Raw genomic sequence first — 25,130 nt, forward strand, 5'->3', positions numbered from 1 at the left:
CGAACCGTCCCGGAGTCGGGACTTCCCCCATGCGCAGCGGGTAACGTCGGGGCGTGTCCGCCGACCCACTGCACCGCGCCGGAACGCCACAGCGCAGTACGAAGAGCCAGCCGCCGAGCGGCTCGGGGGCGAGCGCGATCGAGGTCCGCAGGAGCGCCCGGCGCCGCCGGACGGTCTCGGCGTACCGCGAGGGCGATCGCACCGTCGTGCTCATCCCCGCCCGGATGTCCGAGGCCGAGGAGCAGCGCTGGGTGAACGTCATGCTCGACAAGCTGGCCGCCCAGGAGAGCAAGCAGGTCCTCGGCGACGCCGAACTCGCCGAGCGTGCCGAGCAGTTGTCGGCCCAGTACTTCGAGGGCCGCGCCCGGCCCAACTCGGTCCGCTGGGTCACCAACCAGAACACGCGCTGGGGCTCGTGCACTCCGGCCGAGGGCAGCATCCGTCTTTCCCACCGCCTGCAGGGCATGCCCGAGTACGTCATCGACTACGTCCTGCTCCATGAACTCGCCCATCTGCTGGTGCCCGGTCATGGGCCCCGCTTCTGGCGACTGCTGGAGGCGTATCCCCGTACCGAGCGGGCCAAGGGCTACCTCGAAGGGGTCGTCGCCGCCGAGCGACTGCCCCATGTACCCGGCGCGCGGGGCGAGTGACCGCGCCCTGAAGGGGTGCCGGGTCCTCCCCGGAGGCAGTGCTTCCGGCCCGGGCGGGCCGGCGTTGTGTACCGGGTCTGTACCGGCTTCGTCCGATGTCCGAGTTTGCCGTTAGCCTGGCGCGACGCACTCACATTCGGGATGGGGGACGGTCGTTACGCATGGCCAGGGAATTCCAACGCGGCCACAAGGCCAGGATCAGTGACCTCACCGCGGGCACGGATCTGTACGTAGGGGTACAGATCTCCGCCCCAGGGCTGACCTTCGACATCAGCTGCTTCGGTCTCGACGCCGACGAACGGCTCTCGGACGACCGCTACTTCGTCTTCTTCAATCAGCCGAAGTCCCCCGAGGAGGCCATCCAGCTCCTCGGTACCCAGGCCGGTGACACGGAGTCCTTCCGGGTCACGCTCGACAAGATCCCCCCGCAGATCCATAAGCTGTCCTTCACGGCGACGATCGACGGCGCCGGACAGATGTCGCAGATCAACCCCGGGTACCTCCGTATCGTCGCCGGCGGCGAGGAGGTGGCCCGGTACGCCTTCGACGGCTCGGAGTTCTCCACCGAACGCGCCGTTATGCTGGGCGACTTCTACCTGAAGGACGTCTGGCGGTTCGCGGCGGTCGGACAGGGCTTCGACGGCGGCCTCGAGGCGCTGCTGAAGAACTTCGGCGGCGAGGTCGCCGAGGAAGAGGCACCCGCCGCCCCGCAGCAGCCCCAGACCGGCGCCGCTCCCGGCTTCGCCCCGCCCGCCCAGGCCGCCGCGCCGCCCGCGTTCGGCGCTCCGGCCGCCTCGGCACCGACTCCCGCGCCCGCCCCGGCCCCGCAGCCGGCCGCCCAGGGTTTCGCACCCCCGCCCGGCGCCACCCCGCCGCCCCCGGCCCCGGCGCCGTCGGTCCACGCCCAGCCCACCATCGTCGCGCCCATGACGCCGCCCGGCGGTACCCCGCCGCCCCCGGCCCCGGCGCCCGCGCCCTACGGCCAGCCGGGTCAGCAGCAGCCGTACGGTCAGCCCGGCCCCCAGGCGCCCTACGGCCAGCCCGGCCAGCAGGCGCCGTACGGTCAGGCTCCCGCTCCGAGCGCCCCGCCGCCCCCCGGTTACGCCCAGCCCCAGGCCCCGCAGGCCCCTGCCCCGCCGCCCGGTTACGGCCAGCCGACCCCGCCGCCGGGCTACGGCCAGCAGCCCCCGTACGGCCAGGCCCCGGGCCAGCAGGCCCCCTACGGTGCCCCTCAGGGCGCTCCCCAAGGCGCGCCCCAGGGTCCCGGTGTGGCCGCCGCACTCCAGCAGTTCAAGGAGACCCCCACCGGGCAGCGCTGGACGCAGCAGAACAAGAAGCTGATCCGTGTCGACCTCGGCATCGGCGGCCAGCCCGTGCTGGCCCGGCAGGGCAGCATGGTGCTGTACCAGGGCAAGGTCGACTTCAGCCACAAGGGCGCAGGCTTCGCCGGCCGGATCGTGGGCAACGCGACCGGCCAGGAGATGCAGCTGATGCGCTGCACCGGCCAGGGCCAGGTGTTCCTCGCCGAGAACTCCACGATGCTGCACCCCATCGAGCTCCAGGGTGACGGCGTCTGCGTCTCCGCCGAGAACGTCCTCGCCTTCGACGAGGGCCTCCAGTACGAGGTCCGCCGCATCGAGGGCCACGGCATCCCCGGCGGCGCGCTGTTCACGATGCAGTTCACCGGCACCGGCACGCTCGTCGTCAAGACGCACGGCACGCCCGTGGTGCTCCCGGTCACGCCCACGACGTTCGCCGACGCCAACGCCGTGGTCGCCTGGTCGTCCGCCGCCCAGGTGGTCGTCTCCAGCCAGGTCCGGATGCGCCGCAACGCCTACCCCGGCGCCACCGGCGAGAGTGTCAACCTCCAGTTCCGGGGCGCGCCAGGCAACTTCATCGTCGTCCAGCCGTACGAGATCTGAGGGAGAGCCCGTCATGAACCAGCCGCTCGCGGGCTACGCCCCCGCACCCGTCGGCGCCCGCATGGAGAACCACGGCAACCACATGCTGAAGGTCGCCATGCAGACCGGAAACGACCTCTTCGCGCGCGTGGGGTCGATGATCGCTTACGAAGGTTTCGTCCAGTACGAGCCCAACCCGCCCGCCGTGCGCCAGATCGCCAAGGACTGGATGACCGGCGAGGGCGCGCCCCTGATGAAGTGTTCCGGCGACGGCCTGCTCTACCTCGCCGACTACGGCGCCAACGTCGTCGTCATCAACCTCAACGGTGACGGCATCTCCGTCAACGCCACCAACCTGCTCGCGTTCGACGCCCACCTCACGTGGGGTGTCGAGCGGGTGAAGGGACTGGCGAAGTTCGCCGGGCAGGGGCTGTGGAACACCAAGATCTCCGGGCAGGGCTGGGTCGCGCTGACCTCCCGGGGCAAGCCGATCGTCGTCGACTGCGGCGGCGGCGAGGACGAGACGTACGTCGACCCGGACGCGCTCGTCGCCTGGTCCCCGAACCTCAAGGTGAAGGGCAAGCGCAGCTTCAAGGCGCAGTCGCTCATCGGCCGGGGCAGCGGCGAGGCCTACCAGATGGCCTTCTCCGGCCAGGGCATCGTCGTCGTCCAGCCCAGCGAGGACAGCACCGACCGCCTCCGGATCCGGGGCTGAGGGGGAGCCAGAAAGCCATGCAAAGCCCGCTTTTCGCCTACAACGACCAGCAGAGCCAGGAGCGCTGGAGCCTGCAGAACAAGCAGATGCTCCGCGTCGTCCTGGAAGGGCACGACGACATCCTCGCCCGCAAGGGGACCATGGTCGCCTACCAGGGCCTGGTCGAGTTCGACGCCGAGTACCAGAGCAACCAGCAGGGACGCGCGCGTGCGCACACCGGCGAGGGCCTCGACCTCATGCGCTGCCACGGGCAGGGCACGGTCTACCTCGCCAACCTCAAGCAGCACGTCCACGTCGTGGACGTCGAGCAGGACGGGCTGACCGTCGACAGCAGTTATGTGCTGGCCATGGACTCCTCGCTGCACCACGAGGTCATCGCCGTCGACAGCCTCTACGGCATCTCCGGCTCCGGGAAGTACCAGCTCAACATCACCGGCCGCGGCAAGGTCGCCCTCATGACCTCCGGCATGCCGCTGATGATGCAGGTGACGCCCGACAAGTACGTCAACTGCGACGCCGACGCGATCGTCGCCTGGTCGACTGCCCTGCGCGTCCAGATGCAGGCCCAGACGCACTCCTCCGGGGTGTGGCGGCGCCGCGGCAACACCGGCGAGGGCTGGGAGCTCAGCTTCATGGGCAGCGGCTTCGCGCTCGTCCAGCCCAGCGAACTGCTGCCGCCGCAGAACGCCCAGATCGGCTCGGGCCTCGCCGCGCAGTACGGCATGGGGCAGCAGGGGGCCCGGGGGCAGAACCAGGGCAACGTCTGGAGCTGAGCACAGGTAAGGGGTGACGGCCATGGCGGTCACCCCTTACACCGTCACAGTCGAGCGCGCGTTGCCTCCAGAAGCCGTACGACTGACTCGTCCGCTACGGCGGCCACCTCGGCGTAAGGGAACCAGCGCACGTCGAGTGACTCGTCGCTGATGGCGTGCTCGGCGTCCTGCGGTGCCACGACCGCGTACTGGACGTCGAAGTGCCAGTGGCACGGCGCTGGGATCGGGTGCCGGTCCAGCCGTACCGGGCCGCCCGGGAGAAGAGTCAGGCCCGCGATGCCCGACTCCTCGGTGGCCTCACGGAGCGCCGCCGCCTCCAGTGTGGTGTCGCCCGGTTCGCAGTGGCCGCCCATCTGGAGCCACATGCGCAGCTTCCTGTGCAAGGTCAACAGCACGCGCTCCCTGGACGGGTCGATCACCAGGGCACTCGCCGTGATGTGCCCGGCCCCGCACGCCTTCCACATGCCGTCCGGATGAGCCTCGAGATGGTCCAGATAGGCCTGGCGCAGCTCTTGCTGGCCCTCGTACCCCTTCAGGACGAGGACCGCGTCGTCGTACAGGCTCACTCTGTGCCGTCGCCCTTGCTGTCGTCGTCCTTGGAGTCGTCCTTCTTCAGGTCCGGCTTGCCGGCGGAGCCGCTCGCCGCCTCGCCGAGCATCTTGTCCAGCTCGGAGAAGTCGATCTGCTCGCGGTGCACGAACCCGTCGGGGTCGTCGAGGTCGGTGGCCGTCGGCAGCATGTCCGGGTGGTGCCACAGGGCGTCACGGCCGTCGACACCGCGCGCGTCGGTGAGCGAGGCCCACAGGCGGGAGGCGTCACGCAGGCGGCGCGGGCGCAGTTCCAGGCCGATCAGGGTGGCGAACGTCTGCTCCGCCGGGCCGCCCGAGGCGCGGCGGCGGCGCAGCGTCTCGCGCAGCGCGTCCGCGGACGACAGGCGGGGCTTCGCGGCCGCGTGCACCACAGCGTCCACCCAGCCCTCGACGAGCGCCAGAGCCGTCTCCAGACGGGCCAGGGCCGCCTTCTGCTCCGGTGTGTCCTCGGGCTGGAACATGCCCTGCTGCAGGGCGTCCTGCAGCTGCTCCGGGTTCTGCGGGTCGAACTGGCCGACGACGTCCTCCAGCTTGGCGGTGTCGACCTTGATCCCGCGCGCATAGCCGTCGACCGCACCGAACAGGTGCGAGCGCAGCCACGGCACGTGCGCGAAGAGGCGCTGGTGGGCGGCCTCGCGCAGGGCGAGATACAGCCGCACCTCGTCCTTCGGGACGCCCAGGTCCTTGCCGAACGCCTCGACGTTCACCGGCAGCAGCGCCGCCTTGCCGGCCGGGCCGAGCGGCAGGCCGATGTCGGTCGAGCCGATGACCTCGCCCGCGAGCACGCCGACGGCCTGCCCGATCTGGGTGCCGAACATGGCGCCGCCCATCGAGCGCATCATGCCGATGAGCGGGCCCGCCATGGCCTGCATCTCCTCCGGCAGGACGTCGCCCATCGCGGTGCCGACACGCTCGGCGACCGGGTCGACGAGCTCCTGCCACGCGGGCAGGGTCGCCTCGACCCACTCCGCGCGGCTCCACGCCACGGCGGACCCCGCGCCGGACGGCAGGGACGTCGCGTCGTCCAGCCACAGATCGGCCAGACGGATGGCCTCCTCGACCGCTCTGCGCTCGGCCGGGCCGACGCTCGCGTCCTTCGTGCCGTCGGAGGTGCCCTGGGAGACCGTCTGGCGGGCGATCTGCTTGGCCATGTCCCAGTTCACCGGGCCGCCCTCGTACGAGAGCATCTGCCCCAGTTGCTGGAACGCGGCGCCCAGGTCGGTGGGGTTCAGCGAACCGAACATGGCTGCGAACGGATTGTCGGCACCGCCCCCCAAGCCCCCGGCACCGGGCAGCCCGAAACCGAACGGGTTGGCCGGCCCCTGACCACCGCCGCTCTGCTGGTCCTTCTTCTTGCCCTCGTCGCCGTCTTCCGGCTCCTCCGGCGGAAGGCCGAATCCGAATGGGGTGTCACTCACGGGATTCCTCGGCTGGTAAGGCCACCGGCTGGCACCGGCGGCGCGGCTGCCCGATAACACCACCCAGCGTAGACACCGCGAGCCGTTCGGGCCTCGGTGCTTCGCCGACTCTTGGCCTGCGGCAGGATGGATGCCACCTGGTACGGACGCGTCACTCGCGTTCGTACTGAAGACAACCGCTGGAGACGCCCGGTGAGTTCCCCTGATCCGCAGGTTCGCGCAGCGCGAAACCGGTCAACCCCTCCCGCCGCCCGCGGGCCCGTCGTCGCGGTGACCGGTGCCGCGTCCGGTGTCGGCGCGCTGCTCACCGAGCGGCTTGCCGTGTCGGACGAGGTCAAGCAGGTCATCGCCATCGACGAGCGGCGCGGTGAGTGTGCCGCGGCGCAGTGGCACATCCTGGACGTGCGGGACCCGGCCATCGCGGACAAGCTCCGGGGCGCCGACGTGGTCGTGCACCTGGCACTGGACCTGGATCTGGAGACGGATCCGGCCGCGCGGACGGCGTACAACGTTCGGGGGACGCAGACCGTGCTGACGGCCGCAGCGGCGGCCGGGATCCACCGGGTCGTGCTCTGCACCTCCGCGATGGTGTACGGGGCGCTGCCGGACAACGAGTTGCCGCTGTCCGAGGACGCGGAGCTGCGGGCGACCGCGGAGGCCACCGGCGTCGGGGACCTGCTGGAGATCGAGCGCCTCGCGCGCAGGGCGCCGCGGGCTCACCCGGGACTCAATGTCACCGTTGTCCGGCCGGCCGTGCTGGTGGGAGGCACGGACACCGCGCTGACCAGGTACTTCGAGTCACCCCGGCTGCTTGTCGTCGCCGGGTCGCGACCTGCCTGGCAGTTCTGTCATGTCGAGGATCTGTGCAGTGCCCTGGAGTACGCCGTCCTGGAGAAGGTCGACGGGGAGCTCGCCGTCGGATGCGACGGATGGCTGGAGCAGGAGGAGGTCGAGGAGCTCAGCGGGATCCGGCGCATGGAGCTGCCGTCGGCCGTGGCGCTGGGCGCGGCGGCCCGGCTGCACCGGATCGGGCTGACGCCCTCTCCGGCCGGGGACCTGGCGTACACGATGTACCCCTGGGTGGTGAGCGGGAGCCGGCTCCATGACGCGGGGTGGCGGCCGCAGTGGACCAACGAGGAAGTGCTCGCTGAGCTGCTGGAAGAGGTCTCCGGGAGGCATACGGTCGCGGGGCGTCGGCTGGGCAGGAAGGACGCGACGGCGGCGGGTGCCGCGGGCGCCACGGTGGCTCTGCTGGGCGCGGCCGCTGTGGTGCGGAGGGCTCGGAAGGCTCGGCGGCGGATCTGAGGGTGCCGTGTGCCGGGTCGGGGGTCGGGGGTTCTCGCCCCCCGCCGCCCCTACCCGTCCCATCCCAGGGGCGCTGCCCCTTCGACCCCGGTGTCTGGGGGCTGCCGCCCCCAGACCCCCGCTTCGGCCCTGAAGGGGCCTCGTCCTCAAACTCCCCCAGAGGGGACACCCCCAGACGGGCTGGATGACGCGGGCCGGCGCCGAGAGGTGGCCGCCCCCTGCGGGTGGGGATGGGCCGATCCTGTAGAAGGATCCAAAACACCACGCGCGCGTGCCGGGCGATAGCGCTATTCCCCCTGGTTCCGCGCGTGAGGCACGATGGGCGCATGGCTACCACGAACGACCACCCCGGTGAGCAGGCCGCACAGGACCCCATCAAGCTGATCGGCATCCGCGAGACGCCGCTCTCCGTGGACGAGGTCTTCCGGGCCGTGGGGGACGACGCCGCCGGTGGCATCGCGCTCTTCGTGGGGACCGTGCGGAACCACGACGGGGGTGCCGATGTCGACGAGCTCGGCTACTCGTGCCATCCCAGCGCCGAGGCGGAGATGCGGCGCATCGCGGAGAAGGTCGTCGCCGAGTATCCGGTGCGGGCCCTTGCGGCCGTCCATCGTGTCGGGGATCTCAGAGTGGGGGATCTTGCCGTGGTCGTCGCCGTCTCCTGCCCCCATCGCGGCGAGGCCTTCGAGGCCTGCCGGAAGCTGATCGACGATCTCAAGCACGAGGTGCCCATCTGGAAGCACCAGAAGTTCTCGGACGGCACCGAGGAGTGGGTCGGCTCCTGCTGAGCAGGTCCGCCCGAACCCGTTTGCCCGCAGGACAGGGCCGTCCGAACCCTTTCCACCCCACTCCGGTTGCGTAACCGCACCCCTGGCGTGAGCGTTGTCAGTGCCAGTGGTTAATCTGCTGATCAGTCAGTTTGCGGTCACTCATTGGGGATGGGAGGACGGCATGGCGGCGCTCACCTGGTTGCTGATTCCGCTCATGGCTGCGATCGGCGCCGGTCTGTGGGGCAGTTGGGCCAACCGGACCCGGAAGGCTCGGGGCGACGGTCCGGAGCTCGACGGCTATGCCCGGTTCCGCGAGGCCATGGAGCGGCCTTCCTCCCGCACGTGACCGCGCGGCGGACGGGGCAGCGCTGACAGGTCACGGTCAGATAGCCCTGACGGGGCGCTGACAGGAGTGTCACGTACTGTCTTGGCATGCCACGCCGCACCGCGACGATGCTCGCCTCCACCCTGATGCTGATCGCGCTCCTGTGCGCGGGAGTCTTCATCCCCGTGCCGTACTCGGAGATGTCCCCGGGGCCGACGGTGAACACCCTCGGCGAGCACGACGGCGAGCCGGTGCTGCAGGTCTCCGGGCACAAGACCTACCCGACGACCGGGCATCTCAACATGACCACCGTCCGGGTCACCAGCGCCGACTACAAGATGAACCTCGTCGAGGCCGTCTACGGCTGGCTCGCACATGACAACAAGGTCGTGCCGCACGACACCCTCTACCCGGACGGCAAGACCGAGGAGCAGTCCACCCAGGAGAACGCCGAGGAGTTCAGCCAGTCCCAGGAGAGCGCCAAGGTCGCCGCCCTGAAGGAGCTGGACATCCCGGTGCAGAGCTGGGTCATCGTCTCGACCGTGGTGCAGGGCACACCGGCCGAGGGCAAGCTGCACGCCGGTGATGTGATCAAGGCCGTCGACGGTACGGCGGTGAAGGAACCCGGCGACGTCGCCGAGCTGGTCACCAAGCACAAGCCCGGCGAGGACGTCGTCTTCACGATCGTGCCGGCCAAGGAGCAGGCGGCCGCGGAGAAGGAGCGCAGGACGCCGACGAAGACCGAGAAGATCACGATCAGGACCGCCGAGTCCGACGACAGCGGCGAGAAGCGCGCCATCGTCGGGATCTCCGCCGGGACCGACCACACCTTCCCGTTCTCCATCGACATCAAGCTCGCCGACGTCGGCGGCCCCAGTGCGGGCCTCATGTTCGCGCTCGGGCTCTACGACAAGCTCACTCCGGGCAGCCTCACCGGCGGCAAGTTCGTCGCCGGCACCGGCACCATCGACGACGACGGCAAGGTCGGACCGATCGGTGGCATCGAGATGAAGACCGTCGGCGCGCGCGACAAGGGCGCCCAGTACTTCCTCACCCCCGCCGACAACTGCGCGACCGCTGCCAGGGACGTTCCCGACGGGCTGACCCTCGTCAAGGTCGGCACCATCTCCGACGCCCTCGACGCCCTCAAGGACATCCGCTCCGGCGACACCGCCGACCTGCCGAAGTGCACGACCAAGGACTGAGCGGCAGACCTGAGTACGGCGGTGGGGGCGCCCCTTATCTCAAGGGGCGCCCCCACCGCCGTACCGGAATACCTCAGTCCTCGAATGTCGCCGCCAGTGCCTCCGCCAGGCCCGGGACCAGGTCCGGGCCGGTGAGGACCTCCGTCGGGGAGTCCTTCTCACGCAGGCGCAGGGCCGACTCGCGGGCGCCGTCGCGCAGCACGGCGACCGTCATACGGACCTCCTGGCGCTCGGGGTGATCGGCCACCCACTTCGAGAGCTTGGCCTCGCTCAGGCCCTGAGGCACCTGGGCCTCGGCGGACGGGGGCAGCATCAGGCGCTCGACGGTGAGCGCGCAGCCGGCCACCGCGTCGGGCCAGGCGATCGTGCCGAGGAACTCGTCGAGCGCCTTGCCCGTTGGAAGTTCGTCCTGCTCGATCGGGGTCAGGCCGGAGGACTCCTGCTCGTCCCCCAGGCCGAGCTGGGCGGCGAGGCCGGGTTCCTGGGCCCGCAGCCGTGCGGTGTCTACGAGGGCGAAGAGGCGGGCGGGCTGGTCCCAGCCGAGGCCGGAGGCGTACTCGTCGATCTCGAGAACGGCCCGGGTGAGCGGGCTCGCCGCCATGGGAGTGTTGGACATGGTCACAATCCTGCCTCGTTCCTGACCGGAATCGGGAACCGAGTAAACGGTGAGTAAGTTGCATAGGTGTGGGCCCGCGATCACGGGGGGCCACGGAGGGTCCACGAAGACGCGGGCCTGACGGATCAACAGCGAACTTCGGGGTGCGAACCTTGGCTTTCCAGATGCCGGACCGCGGCGGAGGCCCGACCGGGCCACGGATGAGAGTGGGCCGCCCGTCCCGGCGTGTCCGGACCCTGCTCATGACACTGGGCGTCCTCGCCGTCCTCGGCATGGCCTTCACCATGTTCGCGGGATTCTGGACGGACTGGCTCTGGTACCGGTCGGTGCACTACTCGTCGGTCTTCACGACGACGCTGTGGACGAAGATCGGGCTGTTCTTCGTCTTCGGTCTGCTGATGGCCCTCGCGGTCGGCTTCAACATCTGGCTGGCCCACCGGCTGCGCCCGCCGCTGAGCGCGATGTCGATGGAGCAGCAGAGCCTCGACCGCTACCGCATGGGCATCGCGCCGTACAAGAAGTGGCTGCTCTTCGCGATCACCGCGCTCGTCGGCCTGATCGCCGGTGCCTCCGCCTCCAGCCAGTGGCGCACCTGGCTGATGTGGGTCAACGGCGTGTCCTTCGGCGAGAAGGACCCGCAGTTCGACCTCGACGTCTCCTTCTACGCCTTCGACCTGCCCTGGTACCGGTTCCTGCTCGGGTTCGGCTTCGCCGCCGCGATCCTCTCCGTCATCGCCGCCGCGCTCACCCACTACCTGTACGGCGGGCTGCGCATCACCAGCCCGGGCGCGCGCGCCACGGCCGCTGCCACCGGCCACCTGTCGGTCCTCCTCGGCATCTTCGTCGCCCTGAAGGCGGTCGCGTACTGGCTGGACCGGTACGGACTCGCCGTGAAGTCCAGCGACTTCAAGGCGACCGACAACTGGACCGGCCTCAGGTACGTCGACGCCAACGCCTATCTGCCGGCCAAGACGATCCTGTTCTGCATCGCCGTCATCTGCGCGCTGCTGTTCTTCGCCACCCTGTGGCGGCGCACCTGGCAGCTGCCCGTCATCGGCTTCGGCCTGATGGTGCTCTCGGCGATCCTCATCGGCGGCCTGTACCCCGCGATCGTCCAGAAGTTCCAGGTCCAGCCCAACGAGCAGGCCAAGGAAGCGCCGTACGTCGAGAAGAACCTCAAGGCGACGCGTGAGGCGTACGGCATCGACGGCGCCAAGGTCACCGAGTACCCGGGCACGAGCAAGACCGAGGACAAGACCCAGCTGCGGGACGACGTGGACTCCACGGCGAGCATCCGGATCATGGACCCGAACATCGTCTCGCCGACGTTCCAGCAGCTCCAGCAGATCAGGAACTACTACGCGTTCCCGACCAACCTGGACGTCGACCGGTACGCCAAGGACGGCAAGGACCAGGACACGGTCATCGGTCTGCGTGAGATCAACCTCAACGGCATTCCGAAGCGGAACTGGATCAACGACCACTTCCGCTACACCCACGGCTACGGCGTGGTCGCCGCCGAGGGCACCAACGCCGACTCCCAGGGCCGACCGGAGTTCACCGAGTCCGACCTGCCGTCCAAGGGCGACCTCGGGACGTACGAGCAGCGGGTCTACTACGGCGAGAAGACCACCATGTACTCGATCGTCGGCGGTCCCCAGAAGGAGATCGACTACTCCGACGACAGCGGTGAGAAGACCTACAGCTACCAGGCGGACAGCGGTGTCAGCCTGTCCAACCCGGTCAACCGGGCAGCGTACGCGGTGGCGTTCGGCGAGCCGCAGATCCTGTACTCCGGTGCGATCGGCGACGGTTCGCGCATCCTGTACAACCGCACGCCCAAGGATCGCGTCGAGGCCGTCGCCCCGTGGCTGACCATCGACGGTGACGCCTACCCGGCGGTGGTCAACCACCGCATCCAGTGGATCGTCGACGCGTACACGACGACCAACGGCTACCCGTACTCCTCGCGTACGACCCTGGGCGACACGACGGCCGACTCGCTGACCGCGAGCAACAACCAGCGGGCGGTCGTGGCCCAGCAGAACCAGGTCAACTACATCCGCAACTCGGTGAAGGCGACGGTCGACGCCTACACCGGTGAGGTCAAGCTCTACCAGTGGGACACCCAGGACCCGGTCCTGAAGACCTGGATGAAGGCCTTCCCGGACACGGTGGAGCCCAAGAGCAAGATCTCCACGGATCTGATGGCCCATCTGCGCTACCCGCAGGACCTGTTCAAGGTCCAGCGCGAGCTGCTCACCCGCTACCACGTGAAGGACGCGACGACGTTCCTCAGCGGCAGCGAGGTCTGGCAGGTGCCGGACGACCCGACCAACAAGTCGGGCAGCGCGGTGCCGCCGTACTACCTGAGCATGAAGATGCCCGACCAGGCGGCGCAGGCGTTCTCGCTGACGACGACGTTCACACCGAACGGCCGGGACAACCTCAGTGCCTTCATGGCCGTCGACGCGGAGGCGGGCACCAGTGACTACGGCAAGATCAGAATCCTGAAACTGCCGACCAACACCACCGTCAACGGCCCCAGTCAGGTCCAGAGCCAGTTCAACTCCGAGCAGAACATCGCCGAGACGATCAGGCTGCTCAGAGGCGGCGACTCGGAGGTCGAGTACGGCAATCTGCTGGCGGTCCCGCTGGACGGCGGACTGCTCTATGTGGAGCCGGTCTACGTACGCGGTGGTGGACTGAAGTACCCGCTGCTGCGGAAGGTGTTGGTGTCCTACGGCGGCACCACCGCCTTCGAGGACACGCTCGGCGAGGCCCTCAACAAGGTCTTCGGAGCGGAGGGCCCGACCACCCAGCCACCGGACGAGGGCGAGGAGGAAGGCGGCACGAAGCCTCCGCCGACGTCGGCCAACCCGACGGTCCAAGAAGCGCTCAACGACGCCCAGAAGGCATTCGAGGCCGGCCAGGAAGCCCTGAAGAAGGGCGACTGGGAGGCGTACGGCAAGGCGCAGAAGGACCTCGAGGACGCGCTGAAGCGGGCCGAGGACGCCCAGGCGCAGGCCGGCAAGGGCGGCAGTGGCAACAGCGGCGGCAGTGCGAAGCCGAGTGCGAGTCCCAGTGCGAGTGGGAGTCCGAGTCCGTCGAGCAGTCCCACCGGCGGTTAGCGACAGCGGCTGATCAAAAAGCTCCCCCCGCGCCGTGATACGGTTGCAGCACAACGGCGCGGGGTGGAGCAGCTCGGTAGCTCGCTGGGCTCATAACCCAGAGGTCGCAGGTTCAAATCCTGTCCCCGCTACTGAAGTCGACGACCATGTCGTACGACGGCGAAGGCCCGGATCCTGACAAGGATCCGGGCCTTCGTGGTGTGCGAACGCATGTGCCGCAGGGCGGGACGGCCACGCCGCCGGGGGGAGTTGGGAGAACTGTGTTTGACTTGTCTCTCTGTGGGCATGTCGACAAAACGCTGAAGTGACCTCACTGGCTGCGGTATACCAGGTGTACCCAGGTTGCAGGTGGTGCGACGATGGACGTTATGGGGGACAAGGCAACTCTGTTGGAGACAGGGCGGTTTGTGCAGCCTGCCGACTTTGTGCAGCCGACGGGCGATGTCGCGCAGCCCACGGACAGTGCCTCGCAGCCGGTGGGTGATCTTGCGCAGCCGGAGGGTGACTTCGTCTTCGACCGGCCCGTGGACCGGGACGAGGCAGGGGAAGCGGTCGAGGAGGCGCGGCAGCGGCTCGCCGCCGAGGCCGGGGACGTCGAGGCGATGAGTGTCCTCGGGGCCATGCTGCTGCGCCGCGGTGACCTCGACGGAGCCGAGCCCCACCTGCGTGCCGCCACCGCCGCCGGGGACCGGGCCGCCGCCAACAACCTGGGAGTCCTTCTTCACCAGCGCGGCTACGCCGACGAGGCCGCCGGCTGGTGGCGGATCGCCGCCGTCGCGGGTTCGGCCGCGGCCGCGCACGCGCTGGGCCGCCATCATCGCGAGCGGGGCGACGAGCCCGCCGCCGAGTACTGGCTGCGGCAGTCGGCCGAGCAGGGACACACGCTGGGCGCGTACGCGCTCGCCGATCTGCTGGAGCACCGCAGCGACGGCGCGGCCGAGCAGTGGATGCGGGCCGCGGCGGAGCGCGGGCACCGGGAGGCGGCGTACCGGCTGGCGCGTGCGCTCGACCGGCAGGCGGTGCGCGCGGGCGAGGACGGGGCCGACAACGGTGTCGGGCCGAGTGAGGAACTGCTGGACGAGGCCGAGCAGTGGTACCGGCAGGCCGCCGCGCGCGGGCATCGCAGGGCCGCGCTGCACCTCGGGGCCATCCTCGAAAAGCGCGGGGAGCTCAAGGAGGCCGGGCGCTGGTACCTGACGTCCGCCAAGGACGGGGAGGCACGGGCCGCCTGTGCGCTCGGGTTCCTGCTGCGGGACGCGGGGGACACCGAGAGCGCCGCCATGTGGTGGCTGCGGGCCGCGCAGGACGGCGACGGCAACGCGGCGAACGCGCTGGGTGCGCTGCATGCCGAGCGTGGGGAGACGCAGACCGCGGAGCGGTGGTACCGGGCCGCGATGGACGCCGGTGATGTGAACGGCGCGTACAACCTGGGGCTGCTCTGCGCCGAGCAGGAGCGGATCGCCCAGGCCGAGCAGTGGTACCGGCGTGCGGCGTACGCCGGGCACCGTGAGGCGGCGAACGCGCTGGCGATCCTGCTGCTGCAGGGTGGGGACGCGACCGGTGCCGAGCCGTGGTTCTCCAAGGCGGCGGAGGCGGGGAGCGTCGACGCGGCCTTCAACCTCGGGATCTTGTACGCCGGGCGGGGTGAGGAGCGGGCCGCGCTGCGGTGGTACGAGCGTGCCGCTGCCGCCGGGCACACGGAGGCGGCGCTGCAGGTGGGCATCGCTCGGCTGCGGGACGGGGACGAGACCGGGGCGGAGCGGCATCTGCGGTGTGCGGCCGGGGGTGGCAGTGCGGAGGCCGCGTACCGGCTGGCGACGCTGTTGGACGCCCGGCGGCCGCCGGAGCCTGCGCATGAGCTCGGGGAGTCGGTCCACGAGAAGACCGAGTGCGAGGAGTGGTACGAGCGGGCGGCGTCTCAGGGGCATCGGCGGGCACAGGTGCGGGTGGGGATGCTGGCCGCCGCTCGGGGGGACGTGGTGGAGGCGGCTCGGTGGTACCGGGAGGCCGCCGAGGCCGGGTCTCGGAACGGGGCCTTCAATCTCGGGCTGCTGCTTGCCCGGGAGGGGAGTGAGCCGGAGGCCGCGGTGTGGTGGACGCGGGCGGCTGATGCCGGGCATGGGCGGTCGGCGTTGCGGCTTGCTCTGGTCTACGCGCGTCGCGGGGAGCTGGCGGAGGGGCAGCGGTGGGCTGATCGGGCGGTGGCGCTGGGGCCGGCGGAGGTTGCGGAGCGGGCGGCTCGGTTGGGGGACGCCTTGCGGGAGGAATTGTCGGCGTGACGCTGCGCTGGGCTGCGCTGGGCTGGGCAGGGCCGGGTGCCTGGGGCGGGGTGGGCTGTCCGGTGCGCGGGGTTGTAGCCGACGTCGGGTTTGCTCGCCCCCGCCGCCCCTACCCGTCCCGTCCTCCAGGGGCTCTGCCCCTTCGACCCCGGTCCCCGGGGGCCTGCGGCCCCCAGACCCCCGCTTCGGCCCTTAAGGGGCCTCGTCCTCAAACGCCGGACGGGCTGAAAAATGCCGCCCGGCGCCGAAAGGGGGCCGCCCCTTGCGGGTGGGTGGGGGTTCGGGATGGCGGGGGCTCGTCCTCAAACGCCGGACGGGCTGGATGACGCGGCCGGTGTCGAGAGGTGGCCGCTCGTCCTCGGGCGCCGGACGGGCTGGAATGCCTGGTCGGTGTCAGGGAGTGAACGTTGGACGGGCTGGATGGGGCGTGCCGGTGCTGGGCAGGTTAAGCAATTTGCTTCTGTCCTCGGTGTTGACGTAATGTTGCGTTCACCGACGCGGGGTGGAGCAGCTCGGTAGCTCGCTGGGCTCATAACCCAGAGGTCGCAGGTTCAAATCCTGTCCCCGCTACTGAAGGCCTAGGGCCGGGATCCGTGAGGGTCCCGGCCCTAGGTGTGTTCAGGGAGTGTGGCCCACCGCCTCCTCGTAGAGGGCGCGGTTCACCGTGCGGGATTCGGGGAGGGGGTCTCCCTCTGCCACGCCCTGGGCCTCGTAGGCCGACTGGAGGCGGGTGGTCGTGCCGGCGCGGATCTCCCAGTCCATGCGGAGGGACGGGGTGGACTTGAGGATCGGTTCCTCTGCCTTGAGGAGCTTGGCCAGGTATGTGACGAACCTCGCATTCTGCTTGTAGTCGGAGGCGAAGTAGGTGTTCACGGTGCGGATGTAGGCCCGCAGGAGGGCCACCCCCGCCTCCACGTCGTCCTGCAGCAGCGTGCGGCCGTAGAGCATGCCGCCCAGCGGCTCGCCCGCGGGCTGGCCGCCGAGGAAGGCGTAGCCCTGCTCGCCGTCCACCTTGCGCCAGACGGGGTCCAGGAGCCATGCCGAGTCGACGCCGCCGTTCTGCAGGGCCGTGAGGACGTCGGCCGAGCCCAGTTGCTGGTACTGGATGTCGGCCAGGCCGCCACCGTGTTTCTCCAGGGCCTTCTCCATGGGGTACGCGATGACCGAGCCCTTGCCGATCATCGTGCCCAGCTTGCGGCCGGCCATGGTGACGCGGTGCGCGGTGTCGCCCTCCTTCAGGCGCACCCACAGGCCGCTCTTCGAGTCCGGGGCGGGCGAGAAGTTGCCCGCCACCCACTTGATGTCGAAGCCGCCCTTGATGCCGTTCATGACCGCGGCCTCCGGAGCCGCCCACAGGGCGTCGATGTCGCCCTTGGCCAGGAGGGGCAGGGCGTCCGGGGTCGGGAGGACCTTCAGCTCGACGTTCAGGCCCTCCTTCTCGAACTCACCCTTGTCCAGAGCGACTTGCAGCGGTGCCACGTACTCGGCGCTCAGCGTTCCCGTCGCGATCGTCAGCTCGCGGGGCTCGGGCAGCGGCTGCGGGCGAGGGGAGCCCGGGACGCAGCGGGCCGGTGTGCGGGTCGGGGAGAGGTCCTTCGGATCCGTCCAGGACTTCGCGCCGCAGCCGTCGACCGGGCGGATCGTACGGTCGCCTGCCGCCGCCTTCGACGAGGAGTCCGAGTCCCGTGGCGACGAGCACGCCGCCGATGCCAGCAGTGCCGCCAAGGTGAGGACGGCGCCGTACGCGTGCCTCTTGCTCCTTCTCGTGAGTGGCCCCTTCCTTCTCATGACTGGCCCCTTCCTCGGTCCCTCGGCGCCCAGGGGGTGAGCAGGCGGCCCGCGAAGCGGATCAGTTCGGAGAAGAGGACCCCCAGGACCGCGACACACACGATGCCGACGAACATCACGTCGTTCTGGAACAGCGCGCGCGAGTCGAAGATCAGATGGCCCAAGCCGTTCGTCGCGGCGATCTGCTCCGAGGCGACGATGACCAGGACCGCCACGCCCGCCGCGATCCGCGCGCCCACCAGGACCGACGGCAGTGACGCGGGGAGGAGCACATGGCGGAACATCTGCCATCGCGAGGCACCGAAGACGCGGCCCGCGTCCCGGTGGCCGGAGGGGATGGACATGACCGCGGACATCGTCGAGATCCAGACGAAGAAGAACACCGTCGCCGCCACCAGCGCCACCTGCGGGCCCTCGCCCAGGCCGAACATGTTCAGGAAGACGGGCAGGAGGGCCAGTTTCGGTACGACGTACAGGGCATCCAGGAGCGGTTCCAGGGCCGCTCGGACCAGGGAGAGGGAACCCATCAGGAGGCCCAGGGCGTAGCCCGCCGCCGTGCCGGCCGCGTATCCCGCCAGGACGCGCTTCAGGGTCGCCCACACGTCCGGCCAGAGGTCGCCGGCCGCGGCCCGGTCCCAGCCGTCGGCGAGGATCGTGGACGGGGCCGGGTAGACGCGGTCGTCGATCCAGGCCTGGTCGGCGGCCAGTTGCCAGAGAAGGATCAGGGCAAGGGGTACGGCGAACGCCAGGGACAGCTCCAGTGCGCGCCTGCGGCGGTGGGTGCGGGTCGGGTGGAGCTCCTGCGGGCCGGGGCGGCGGACGAGGACCGCGTCGGCGGGTGGCTTCGTGAGGGTCGTCATGCCGGTACCGCCTCCTTCCGCAGCAGGTCCCACAGCTCGCTTCGCAGCGCGGTGAACTCGGGTGTGGCGCGGATGCCGCCCGTGCGCGGGCGGGGGAAGGGCGGGCGGCGCTCGGCGATGATCCGGCCCGGGCGGGCGGACATCACGAGCACACGGTCGCCGAGGACGATCGCCTCCTCCAGGCTGTGGGTGATGAACAGCGTGGTCGTCCGCAGCGACTGGGTGAGGTCCAGGAGTTCGTCCTGGAGGATCGTGCGGAGCTGCGCGTCGAGCGCCGCGAACGGCTCGTCCATCAGCAGGAGTTCGGGCTCCACCGCCAGCGCCCGGGCGATCGCCACGCGCTGGCGCATGCCGCCGGAGAGGGTGGCGGGGTAGGCGTGCGCGAAGTCCGACAGGCCCATGCGGGCCAGCCAGTCGTCGGCGCGGGCGTTCGCCGCTCGGCGGGGGACGCGTCGGATGTCCAGGCCGAAGCGGACGTTGGCGCGGACGGTCTTCCAGTCGTAGATGCCGTAGTCCTGGAAGATCATGGCCGCGGGTGCCTGGCCGGAGGCGCGGATCTCCAGCGTGCCGGTGCTCGGGCGGAGCAGGCCCGCGGCGATGCGCAGCAGCGTGGACTTGCCGCAGCCCGAGGGGCCGACGACGCAGACGAACTCGCCGGGGGCGACGGTCAGATCGAGGGGGCCGAGGGCGTCGACGGTGTGGGGGGTTCGGCCGAAGGCGCGGGTCAGGTCGGTGGCTTTGAGTTTCGGATCACTCGCTTCGCGGTTCTGATACGGCTCTCCCACGGGGGCTCCTCGCGGAGTGCGGTACGGACTGGTGGGTGCCGTCGACGATATGACGGGCCGTCAGATACGGGAAGGTCGCCCGCAGGGGTCGTATCCGAGGGCCCTACGGCTCGCACGCAGCACGCAGCGCGAAGCACGCAGCGCGAAGCCCCGGCGCCTCATCGGTGCCGGGGCTTGCGGGAGCCGCGGGGCTAGGCCTTCGCGCAGTTCGGGCAGATGCCGCGGTACGTCACCTCGACGTCCGAGACCGCGAAGCCGAAGCGCTCGGAGTCGGGGAGGTCGGCCATCGGGTTGCCCGTCGGGTGGACGTCCCGGATCGCGCCGCACTGGGCGCAGACCAGGTGGTGGTGGGGCCGGTGGGCGTTCGGGTCGTACCGCTTCGCCCGCTTGTCGGTGGAGACCTCGAGCACCTCGCCGAGGGAGACGAGCTCGCCCAGCGTGTTGTAGACGGTCGCCCGGGAGATCTCGGGCAGCTTGGCGACGGCCCGGGCGTGGACCTCGTCGGCCGTCAGGTGGACGTGATCGCCGGCGAGTACCTCGGCCACGACGCGCCGCTGCGCGGTCATCCGCCATCCGCGTCCGCGCAGCCGTTCCAGAAGGTCACTCATGGGACCACCTTAACAGCAGCGGGACCAGGTTCCGAATGGATGTGACTTTGGAGCTTGGCTTGAATTGGACAAAGTCCAGCTGGCTGTTTCAGTGGTGCCTGCGTGGCCCTTGCTCGTGCGGGCGCCGCCGCGTGATCAGGCGGGGACGTGCTGCCGTACCGGCGCCCAGCAGCGGATGATGTCGCGGACCGAGACGATGCCGACGGGCTCCTCGTGGTCCAGGACGATCAGATGGCGGAAGCCGCCGTGCGCCATGGCGCGGGCCGCTTCCTCGAGGGTCCACGACGGGGCGGCGAATACGACGTCGGTCGTGGTGTGGTCGTGGGTGCGTTCGGTGTCAGGGTTCTGTCCCATGCCGACGGCATTGAGGATGTCGCGTTCGGTGAGGATGCCGATACCGCCGGCGTCGGGGTCGTGGACCACGGCCGCGCCGACCCGACGGGCGGACATCAGCGCGGCGGCCTGACGAAGGGTGTGAGTGGGGCCGATGGTGAGGACCACGGTGCTCATGGCGTCACGTACGAGCATGGATGGAGCCACCTCCTGATGGTGCCCCCACGCCGTTTGTTCGCGGTTTCACAAATTCACAAGTGGGGGGACTTTCAGAGTGGCAGGCAAAGAGCGGGTCAACAAGGGGGCGCGCGTGGACGGTTACCGGCGTGTGGTGTCGCCTCGTGCCTCTCAGTAGCGCTCGTTGAGATACCCCAGCAACTCGTCGTGCAGCAGGCCGTTCGAGGCGGCCGCGTTGCCGCTGTGCGGGCCCGGGCGGCCGTCCAGGCCGGTGAAGGTGCCGCCGGCCTCCGTGACGACGATCGCGGTGGCGGCCATGTCCCAGAGGGAGAGCTCGGGCTCGGCGCAGAGGTCGACCGAGCCCTCGGCGACCATCATGTACGGCCAGAAGTCGCCGTACGCGCGCGTGCGCCACACCTCGCGCGTGAGGTCCAGGAAACCGCTGAGCCGCCCCTGCTCCTCCCAGCCGCTGAGTGAGGAGTACGCGAACGAGGCGTCCGCCAGCTTCGAGACGCCGGAGACCTGCAGGCGGGTGGCGGAGGAGAGGCTGCGGCCGGTGAAGGCGCCGTGGCCCTTCGCGGCCCACCAGCGGCGTCCGAGAGCGGGGGCCGACACGACGCCCACGACCGGCTGGAAGCCGCCCTCGCCGGCCTCCATCAGGGCGATGAGTGTGGCCCATACCGGGACGCCGCGTACGTAGTTCTTGGTGCCGTCGATCGGGTCGATCACCCAGCGGCGGGGGCCGGTGCCCTCGATGCCGTACTCCTCGCCGAGGATCGCGTCTCTCGGCCGGGCCCGCTGCAGCTGCCCGCGGATCAGCTCCTCGGCGGCCTTGTCGGCCTCGCTGACCGGGGTCATGTCCGGCTTGGTCTCGACCTTGAGGTCGAGGGCCTTGAAGCGGGCCATGGTGGCGGCGTCGGCGGCGTCCGCGAGGACGTGGGCGAGGCGGAGATCGTCGAGGTAGTCCGGCATGGGACGAACGGTATCTGTCGTGGTTGGGGTGGGGCTACTGGGCCTTGGGGGTCAAGTGTCCGTGCGGTGGGTGGGCCGCCAGGGTGTCTCGCCCCCGCCGCCCCTACCCGTCCCGTCCTCCAGGGGCGCTGCCCCTTCGACCCCGGTCCCTGGGGGCCTGCGGCCCCCAGACCCCCGCTTCGGCCCTGAAGGGGCCTTGTCCTCAAACGCCGGACGGGCTGAATGACGCGGGCCGGCGTGGAGATGTGGAGCCCGTTGGGTGGGGGATCGGGGTGGCTGTGCTCGTCCTCGAAATGCCGGGCGGGTGGGCTGACCGTCGGTATTCACGGCCCAACCGCCGGAGGCCCGCGCATCGTGGCCGTCGGGCGCCCCCGCATGCCCTCGCGAACCCTTGACAGTGCTTCTGCGCGCGTCAAATCTGGGCGCAGAGCCGCTCGCCCAGGGAGGCGATGATGCCTGCAGCGCGGGAATCCCTGCTGGACGCCGCTTACACGGCGCTGGCGCGCCGGCCGTGGTCCGCCGTGCGGATGGTGGATGTCGCCGCGGCGGCCGGAGTGTCCCGGCAGACGCTGTACAACGAGTTCGGGAGCAAGGAGGGGCTCGCCCGCGCGCTCGTGCGCAGAGAGGCCGACGGTTATCTCGCCGGCATCGATCGTGCTCTCGCCACCCATAGCGATGCTCGTGACCGCCTCACCGCCACCGCCGAGTGGACCGCCGCACTCGCCCGGGACAACGCGCTCGTGCGCGCCATGCTCACCGGCTGCTGGAGCGAGCGCCTGCCCTCGCCGACGCTGTCCGCCGTGCCGTCCTCCTCGGCCGTACCGGCACAGCGGCGGGCCGACGGGCCGCTCCCGTCACCCGGCGACTTCGTGGCCATCGTGCGCGACCGCGCCGTGGCCGTCCTCTCCGGCCCCGGCGTCAACAAGTCCGACACCGCCGACCTGGCCCGCTCCTGCGAACTGGTCGTCAGACTGGCCCTGTCCTGCGTCGCCGCCCCACCCGGTGAAGGCGGCGTCTCCGATCTCGTACGCAGCGCGCTGCACCGGCAGTTGGCAGGCTGACCCCGGCCTGCTCCTAGTGTGCCGATCCCGACAGCTGCAGGCCGATGATCCCCACGATCACGAAGCTGATCGACATGATCTTCAGCGTCGACACGATGTCCCCGAGGAAGATCATCCCGTAGATCGCCGTACCCGCCGCCCCGATCCCCGTCCACACCGCGTACGCCGGTCCCACGTCCAGCTTCTTCAGGGACAGCGTCAGCAACCCGAAACTGCCGAGCGCGAAGATGCAGAAGGCGACGGTCGGCCAGAGCCGGGAGAAGCCGTGCGACAGCTTCAGGCAGACGGCGAAGCCGGTTTCGAGCAGGCCCGCCACGATGACCAGCAGCCACGCCATGTGCTGTCCTCCCGTATCCCCACGTTCTGTGACCGCTTCATCCGGTTCAACCGGTTCGTCTGGCTTTGGTCGGGCTTGGATCCGGCTCGGTGCGATTATGCCCTTACCGGACTCACGGGGGGACAAACAACGCGGAGGTCAACCGGCTTCCCCGGTCGCCGTTCCCGGTCCTCTCAGTCGCCTTCCTTGCGTTCCCGCGTCGCCAGCAGCCGCCGCAGTGAGTACAGGCGGGCAGGGTCGGCATGACCCTCCGTCACCCAGTCGTCCAGCGCGCAGTCCGGTTCGTCATGGCTGCACGCACGGGGGCAGCCCTCGGTTCCCGGCTCCAGGTCGGGGAACGCGTGGATCACCCGGGACGGATCGATGTGCGCCAGCCCGAACGAGCGGACTCCCGGGGTGTCGATCACCCAGCCGTCCACGTCCGTCAGGGGCAGCGCGAGCGCCGACGTCGTCGTGTGCCGGCCCCGCCCCGTCACCGCGTTCACATGCCCGGTCGAACGCCGGCGTTCCTCCGGCACCAGCGCGTTCACCAACGTCGTCTTGCCCACGCCCGAGTGACCGACGAACGCCGTGACCTTGCCGTCCAGTTGCTCCCGTACGCGGTCCGCCGCGCCCCCGTTCTCCAGCTCCTCACGGCTGGTGACGACGTACGGGATGTCCAACGCGCCGTACAGCTCCAGGAGTTTGTCCGGCGGTGCCAGGTCCGACTTCGTCATCACCAGCAGCGGCTCCAGGCCCCCGTCGAACGCCGCCACGAGACAGCGGTCGATCAGCCGGGGCCGCGGCTCGGGGTCGGCGAGGGCGGTGACGATGGCGAGTTGGTCGGCGTTCGCCACCACCACGCGCTCGAACGGATCGTCGTCGTCGGCGGTACGGCGCAGCAGCGACGTCCGCTCCTCGATCCGCACGATCCGCGCCAGGGTGTCCTTCTTGCCGGACAGATCGCCGACCAGCGCGACCCGGTCCCCGACGACCGCGGCCTTGCGACCGAGCTCGCGGGCCTTCATCGCCATCACGACCCGGTCCTCGACCAGGCAGGTCAGACGTCCCCGGTCGACGGTGAGGACCATGCCCTCGGCGGCGTCCTCGTGCTTGGGCCGGATGTTCGTACGCGGCCGGGTGTTGCGACGGCCGGGGCGGGTGCGGATGTCGTCCTCGTCGGTGTGCTTGCCGTAGCGGCGCATGACTGTGTCCCCGCGTCCCTACGCCCCGAGCATCCCGGTCCACAGTTCGGGGAAGTCCGGCAGGGTCTTCGCCGTCGTCGCCACGTTCTCGATGCGCACGCCCTCGACCGCGAGGCCGATGATCGCGCCGGCCGTCGCCATGCGGTGGTCCTCGTAGGTGTGGAAGACGCCGCCGTGCAGGCGGCGCGGGCGGATGTGCAGGCCGTCGGCGGTCTCGGTGACGTCGCCGCCGAGTTCGTTGATCTCCTTGGTGAGCGCGGCCAGACGGTCGGTCTCGTGCAGGCGCAGGTGCGCGACACCGCGGAGCGTGGAGGGGGAGTCCGCGAGGGCGGCGACCGCCGCGACGCCGGGAGTCAGTTCGCCGACCTCGCTCAGGTCCACGTCGATGCCGTGGATCGCACCCGAACCGGTGAACACGAGCCCGTACTCGGTGAGTTCGCAGGAACCGCCCATCTCGGTGAAGATCTCGCGCAGCCGGTCACCGGGCTGGGTGGTGCGGGCCGGCCAGTCCGGGATGAGGACCTTGCCGCCGGTCACCAGCGCCGCCGCCAGGAACGGCTGGGCGTTCGACAGGTCCGGCTCGACGGTGAGGTCGCGGCCGAGCAGGGCGCCCGGCGTGACCCGCCAGACGTTCGGCTCGCCGCCCGACTCCGGGGTGTCCACCTGGGCGCCGACCGCGCGCAGCATGTCGACGGTCATGCGGATGTGCGGCATCGAGGGGAGCGAGGAACCGATGTGACGGACCTCGACGCCCTGGTTGAAGCGCGGGCCGGACAGCAGCAGCGCCGACACGAACTGGGACGACGACGAGGCGTCGATCTCCACCGGGCCGCCCTCCAGGGCACCCCCGCCGTGCACCGTCAGCGGCAGCGCGCCCCGGCCGTCGTCGTCGATCCGGGCGCCGAGCACGCGCAGGGCGTCGATCACGCCGTGCAGGGGACGCTCGTACGACCGCGGGTCGCCGTCGAAGCGGATGGGGCCGTCGGCGAGCGCGGCGACCGGCGGCAGGAAGCGCATCACCGTACCGGCGTTGCCGACGTCGACCGTGGCCGGGCCGCGCAGGCCGGCGGGGAGCACGCGCCACGCCTCGCCGGTGCCCTCGGGGCCCACGCCCTCCTCGATGCCGACGCCCATCGCGCGCAGGGCGCCGGCCATCAGCAGGGTGTCGCGGGAGCGGAGGGGGCGGCGCAGCCAGCCGGGTTCGCTCGCGAGGGCCGCCAGGACCAGGGCGCGGTTGGTGACGGACTTGGACCCCGGCACGTGGACCGTCGCGTCGACGGCTCCGCTCGCGTGCGGGGCGGGCCAGAGGGCGGTGGGTGCGGCGGGGTTTTGGGCCATGGGTTCACT

23 protein-coding genes and 2 tRNA genes are annotated in these 25,130 nt (G+C 70.5%); 13 read left to right on the forward strand and 12 right to left on the reverse strand.

Features of this window, described 5'->3' with window-relative positions; all coding sequences use genetic code 11:
- The first annotated feature begins 53 nt into the window (after positions 1–53).
- The 4 genes from ACIBU0_RS10650 (at position 54) to ACIBU0_RS10665 (ending at position 4,039) form a co-directional block, all read left to right on the forward strand.
- Positions 54–650 carry a M48 family metallopeptidase gene (locus ACIBU0_RS10650; protein ID WP_398814810.1) on the forward strand — a complete coding sequence of 199 codons (597 nt, stop codon included), beginning with the start codon at positions 54–56 and terminating at the stop codon, positions 648–650.
- 161 nt (positions 651–811) lie between these two features.
- Entirely contained in the window at positions 812–2,572 is a 1,761-nt protein-coding gene (locus ACIBU0_RS10655) for a TerD family protein (protein WP_398814813.1), read from the forward strand.
- Between the two features lie 13 nt (positions 2,573–2,585).
- Positions 2,586–3,266, forward strand: a complete 681-nt coding sequence (locus tag ACIBU0_RS10660; protein WP_398814816.1) for an AIM24 family protein — start codon at positions 2,586–2,588, stop codon at positions 3,264–3,266.
- 17 nt (positions 3,267–3,283) lie between these two features.
- Positions 3,284–4,039, forward strand: coding sequence for an AIM24 family protein (locus ACIBU0_RS10665; RefSeq protein WP_398814819.1), 756 nt, complete (start codon positions 3,284–3,286; stop codon positions 4,037–4,039).
- A gap of 44 nt (positions 4,040–4,083) precedes the next feature.
- On the opposite strand, the gene ACIBU0_RS10670 is transcribed toward ACIBU0_RS10665, so the two are convergent.
- Both ACIBU0_RS10670 and ACIBU0_RS10675 read right to left on the reverse strand, forming a co-directional pair.
- Entirely contained in the window at positions 4,084–4,605 is a 522-nt protein-coding gene (locus ACIBU0_RS10670) for an NUDIX hydrolase (protein ID WP_398814821.1), read from the reverse strand.
- On the reverse strand, positions 4,602–6,047 hold the full coding sequence (locus tag ACIBU0_RS10675; protein ID WP_398814824.1) for a zinc-dependent metalloprotease: 1,446 nt from the start codon (positions 6,045–6,047) through the stop codon (positions 4,602–4,604). The genes ACIBU0_RS10670 and ACIBU0_RS10675 overlap by 4 nt, the downstream gene beginning before the upstream one ends.
- A 192-nt stretch (positions 6,048–6,239) precedes the next feature.
- On the opposite strand from ACIBU0_RS10675, the gene ACIBU0_RS10680 reads away from it, so the two are divergent.
- The 4 genes from ACIBU0_RS10680 to ACIBU0_RS10695 all read left to right on the forward strand — a co-directional run bounded on the left by ACIBU0_RS10680 (position 6,240) and on the right by ACIBU0_RS10695 (position 9,652).
- Positions 6,240–7,352: an SDR family oxidoreductase gene (locus tag ACIBU0_RS10680; protein WP_398814827.1), complete on the forward strand. Its 1,113-nt coding sequence runs from the start codon at positions 6,240–6,242 to the stop codon at positions 7,350–7,352.
- Positions 7,353–7,678: 326 nt separating this feature from the next.
- Entirely contained in the window at positions 7,679–8,140 is a 462-nt protein-coding gene (locus tag ACIBU0_RS10685; protein ID WP_398814829.1) for a molybdenum cofactor biosynthesis protein MoaE, read from the forward strand.
- A 163-nt stretch (positions 8,141–8,303) separates the two neighbouring features.
- Entirely contained in the window at positions 8,304–8,468 is a 165-nt protein-coding gene (locus ACIBU0_RS10690) for a hypothetical protein (protein ID WP_398814831.1), read from the forward strand.
- An 86-nt stretch (positions 8,469–8,554) separates the two neighbouring features.
- Positions 8,555–9,652: a PDZ domain-containing protein gene (locus ACIBU0_RS10695; protein WP_398814834.1), complete on the forward strand. Its 1,098-nt coding sequence runs from the start codon at positions 8,555–8,557 to the stop codon at positions 9,650–9,652.
- A 73-nt stretch (positions 9,653–9,725) separates the two neighbouring features.
- Here the strand turns inward: ACIBU0_RS10695 and ACIBU0_RS10700 are convergent, their stop codons facing one another.
- Positions 9,726–10,268: a PPA1309 family protein gene (locus ACIBU0_RS10700; protein ID WP_398814836.1), complete on the reverse strand. Its 543-nt coding sequence runs from the start codon at positions 10,266–10,268 to the stop codon at positions 9,726–9,728.
- Between the two features lie 164 nt (positions 10,269–10,432).
- On the opposite strand from ACIBU0_RS10700, the gene ACIBU0_RS10705 reads away from it, so the two are divergent.
- From ACIBU0_RS10705 to ACIBU0_RS10720, 4 genes are all read left to right on the forward strand, one after another.
- A complete protein-coding gene (locus ACIBU0_RS10705; RefSeq protein WP_398815549.1) occupies positions 10,433–13,399 on the forward strand; it encodes a UPF0182 family protein in 2,967 nt (988 codons plus the stop codon).
- A gap of 57 nt (positions 13,400–13,456) precedes the next feature.
- A tRNA-Met gene (locus ACIBU0_RS10710) sits at positions 13,457–13,530 on the forward strand.
- Between the two features lie 228 nt (positions 13,531–13,758).
- Positions 13,759–15,678, forward strand: a complete 1,920-nt coding sequence (locus ACIBU0_RS10715) for a sel1 repeat family protein (protein WP_398814839.1) — start codon at positions 13,759–13,761, stop codon at positions 15,676–15,678.
- A gap of 496 nt (positions 15,679–16,174) precedes the next feature.
- Positions 16,175–16,248, forward strand: a tRNA-Met gene (locus tag ACIBU0_RS10720).
- Between the two features lie 48 nt (positions 16,249–16,296).
- On the opposite strand, the gene ACIBU0_RS10725 is transcribed toward ACIBU0_RS10720, so the two are convergent.
- The 6 genes from ACIBU0_RS10725 to hisN all read right to left on the reverse strand — a co-directional run bounded on the left by ACIBU0_RS10725 (position 16,297) and on the right by hisN (position 21,201).
- The gene (locus tag ACIBU0_RS10725) at positions 16,297–17,466 is read right to left on the reverse strand and encodes an ABC transporter substrate-binding protein (RefSeq protein WP_398814841.1); all 1,170 of its coding nucleotides are present in this window, start codon (positions 17,464–17,466) and stop codon (positions 16,297–16,299) included.
- Positions 17,463–18,326 carry an ABC transporter permease gene (locus tag ACIBU0_RS10730; protein WP_398814844.1) on the reverse strand — a complete coding sequence of 288 codons (864 nt, stop codon included), beginning with the start codon at positions 18,324–18,326 and terminating at the stop codon, positions 17,463–17,465. The genes ACIBU0_RS10725 and ACIBU0_RS10730 overlap by 4 nt, the downstream gene beginning before the upstream one ends.
- Positions 18,323–19,111: an ABC transporter ATP-binding protein gene (locus ACIBU0_RS10735; protein ID WP_398814847.1), complete on the reverse strand. Its 789-nt coding sequence runs from the start codon at positions 19,109–19,111 to the stop codon at positions 18,323–18,325. Before ACIBU0_RS10735 ends, ACIBU0_RS10730 begins: the two co-directional genes overlap by 4 nt.
- A gap of 191 nt (positions 19,112–19,302) precedes the next feature.
- Complete coding sequence (locus ACIBU0_RS10740) at positions 19,303–19,719, reverse strand: Fur family transcriptional regulator (RefSeq protein WP_398814850.1); 417 nt, start codon at positions 19,717–19,719, stop codon at positions 19,303–19,305.
- A 135-nt stretch (positions 19,720–19,854) separates the two neighbouring features.
- Positions 19,855–20,247, reverse strand: coding sequence for a cyclic nucleotide-binding/CBS domain-containing protein (locus ACIBU0_RS10745; RefSeq protein WP_398814854.1), 393 nt, complete (start codon positions 20,245–20,247; stop codon positions 19,855–19,857).
- Between the two features lie 153 nt (positions 20,248–20,400).
- On the reverse strand, positions 20,401–21,201 hold the full coding sequence (gene hisN / locus ACIBU0_RS10750; RefSeq protein WP_398814857.1) for a histidinol-phosphatase: 801 nt from the start codon (positions 21,199–21,201) through the stop codon (positions 20,401–20,403).
- A 449-nt stretch (positions 21,202–21,650) separates the two neighbouring features.
- On the opposite strand from hisN, the gene ACIBU0_RS10755 reads away from it, so the two are divergent.
- The gene (locus tag ACIBU0_RS10755; RefSeq protein WP_398814860.1) at positions 21,651–22,262 is read left to right on the forward strand and encodes a TetR/AcrR family transcriptional regulator; all 612 of its coding nucleotides are present in this window, start codon (positions 21,651–21,653) and stop codon (positions 22,260–22,262) included.
- A 13-nt stretch (positions 22,263–22,275) separates the two neighbouring features.
- Here ACIBU0_RS10755 and ACIBU0_RS10760 read toward each other — a convergent pair whose 3' ends face one another.
- The 3 genes from ACIBU0_RS10760 to aroA form a co-directional block, all read right to left on the reverse strand.
- A complete protein-coding gene (locus tag ACIBU0_RS10760; protein WP_398814863.1) occupies positions 22,276–22,599 on the reverse strand; it encodes a DMT family transporter in 324 nt (107 codons plus the stop codon).
- 173 nt (positions 22,600–22,772) lie between these two features.
- Positions 22,773–23,783 carry a ribosome small subunit-dependent GTPase A gene (rsgA, locus tag ACIBU0_RS10765; protein WP_398814866.1) on the reverse strand — a complete coding sequence of 337 codons (1,011 nt, stop codon included), beginning with the start codon at positions 23,781–23,783 and terminating at the stop codon, positions 22,773–22,775.
- A gap of 18 nt (positions 23,784–23,801) precedes the next feature.
- Complete coding sequence (gene aroA / locus ACIBU0_RS10770) at positions 23,802–25,121, reverse strand: 3-phosphoshikimate 1-carboxyvinyltransferase (protein WP_398814869.1); 1,320 nt, start codon at positions 25,119–25,121, stop codon at positions 23,802–23,804.
- Positions 25,122–25,130: the final 9 nt, after the last annotated feature.

Source organism: Streptomyces sp. NPDC049627, from assembly GCF_044465645.1.
Classification (GTDB): Bacteria; Actinomycetota; Actinomycetes; order Streptomycetales; family Streptomycetaceae; genus Streptomyces.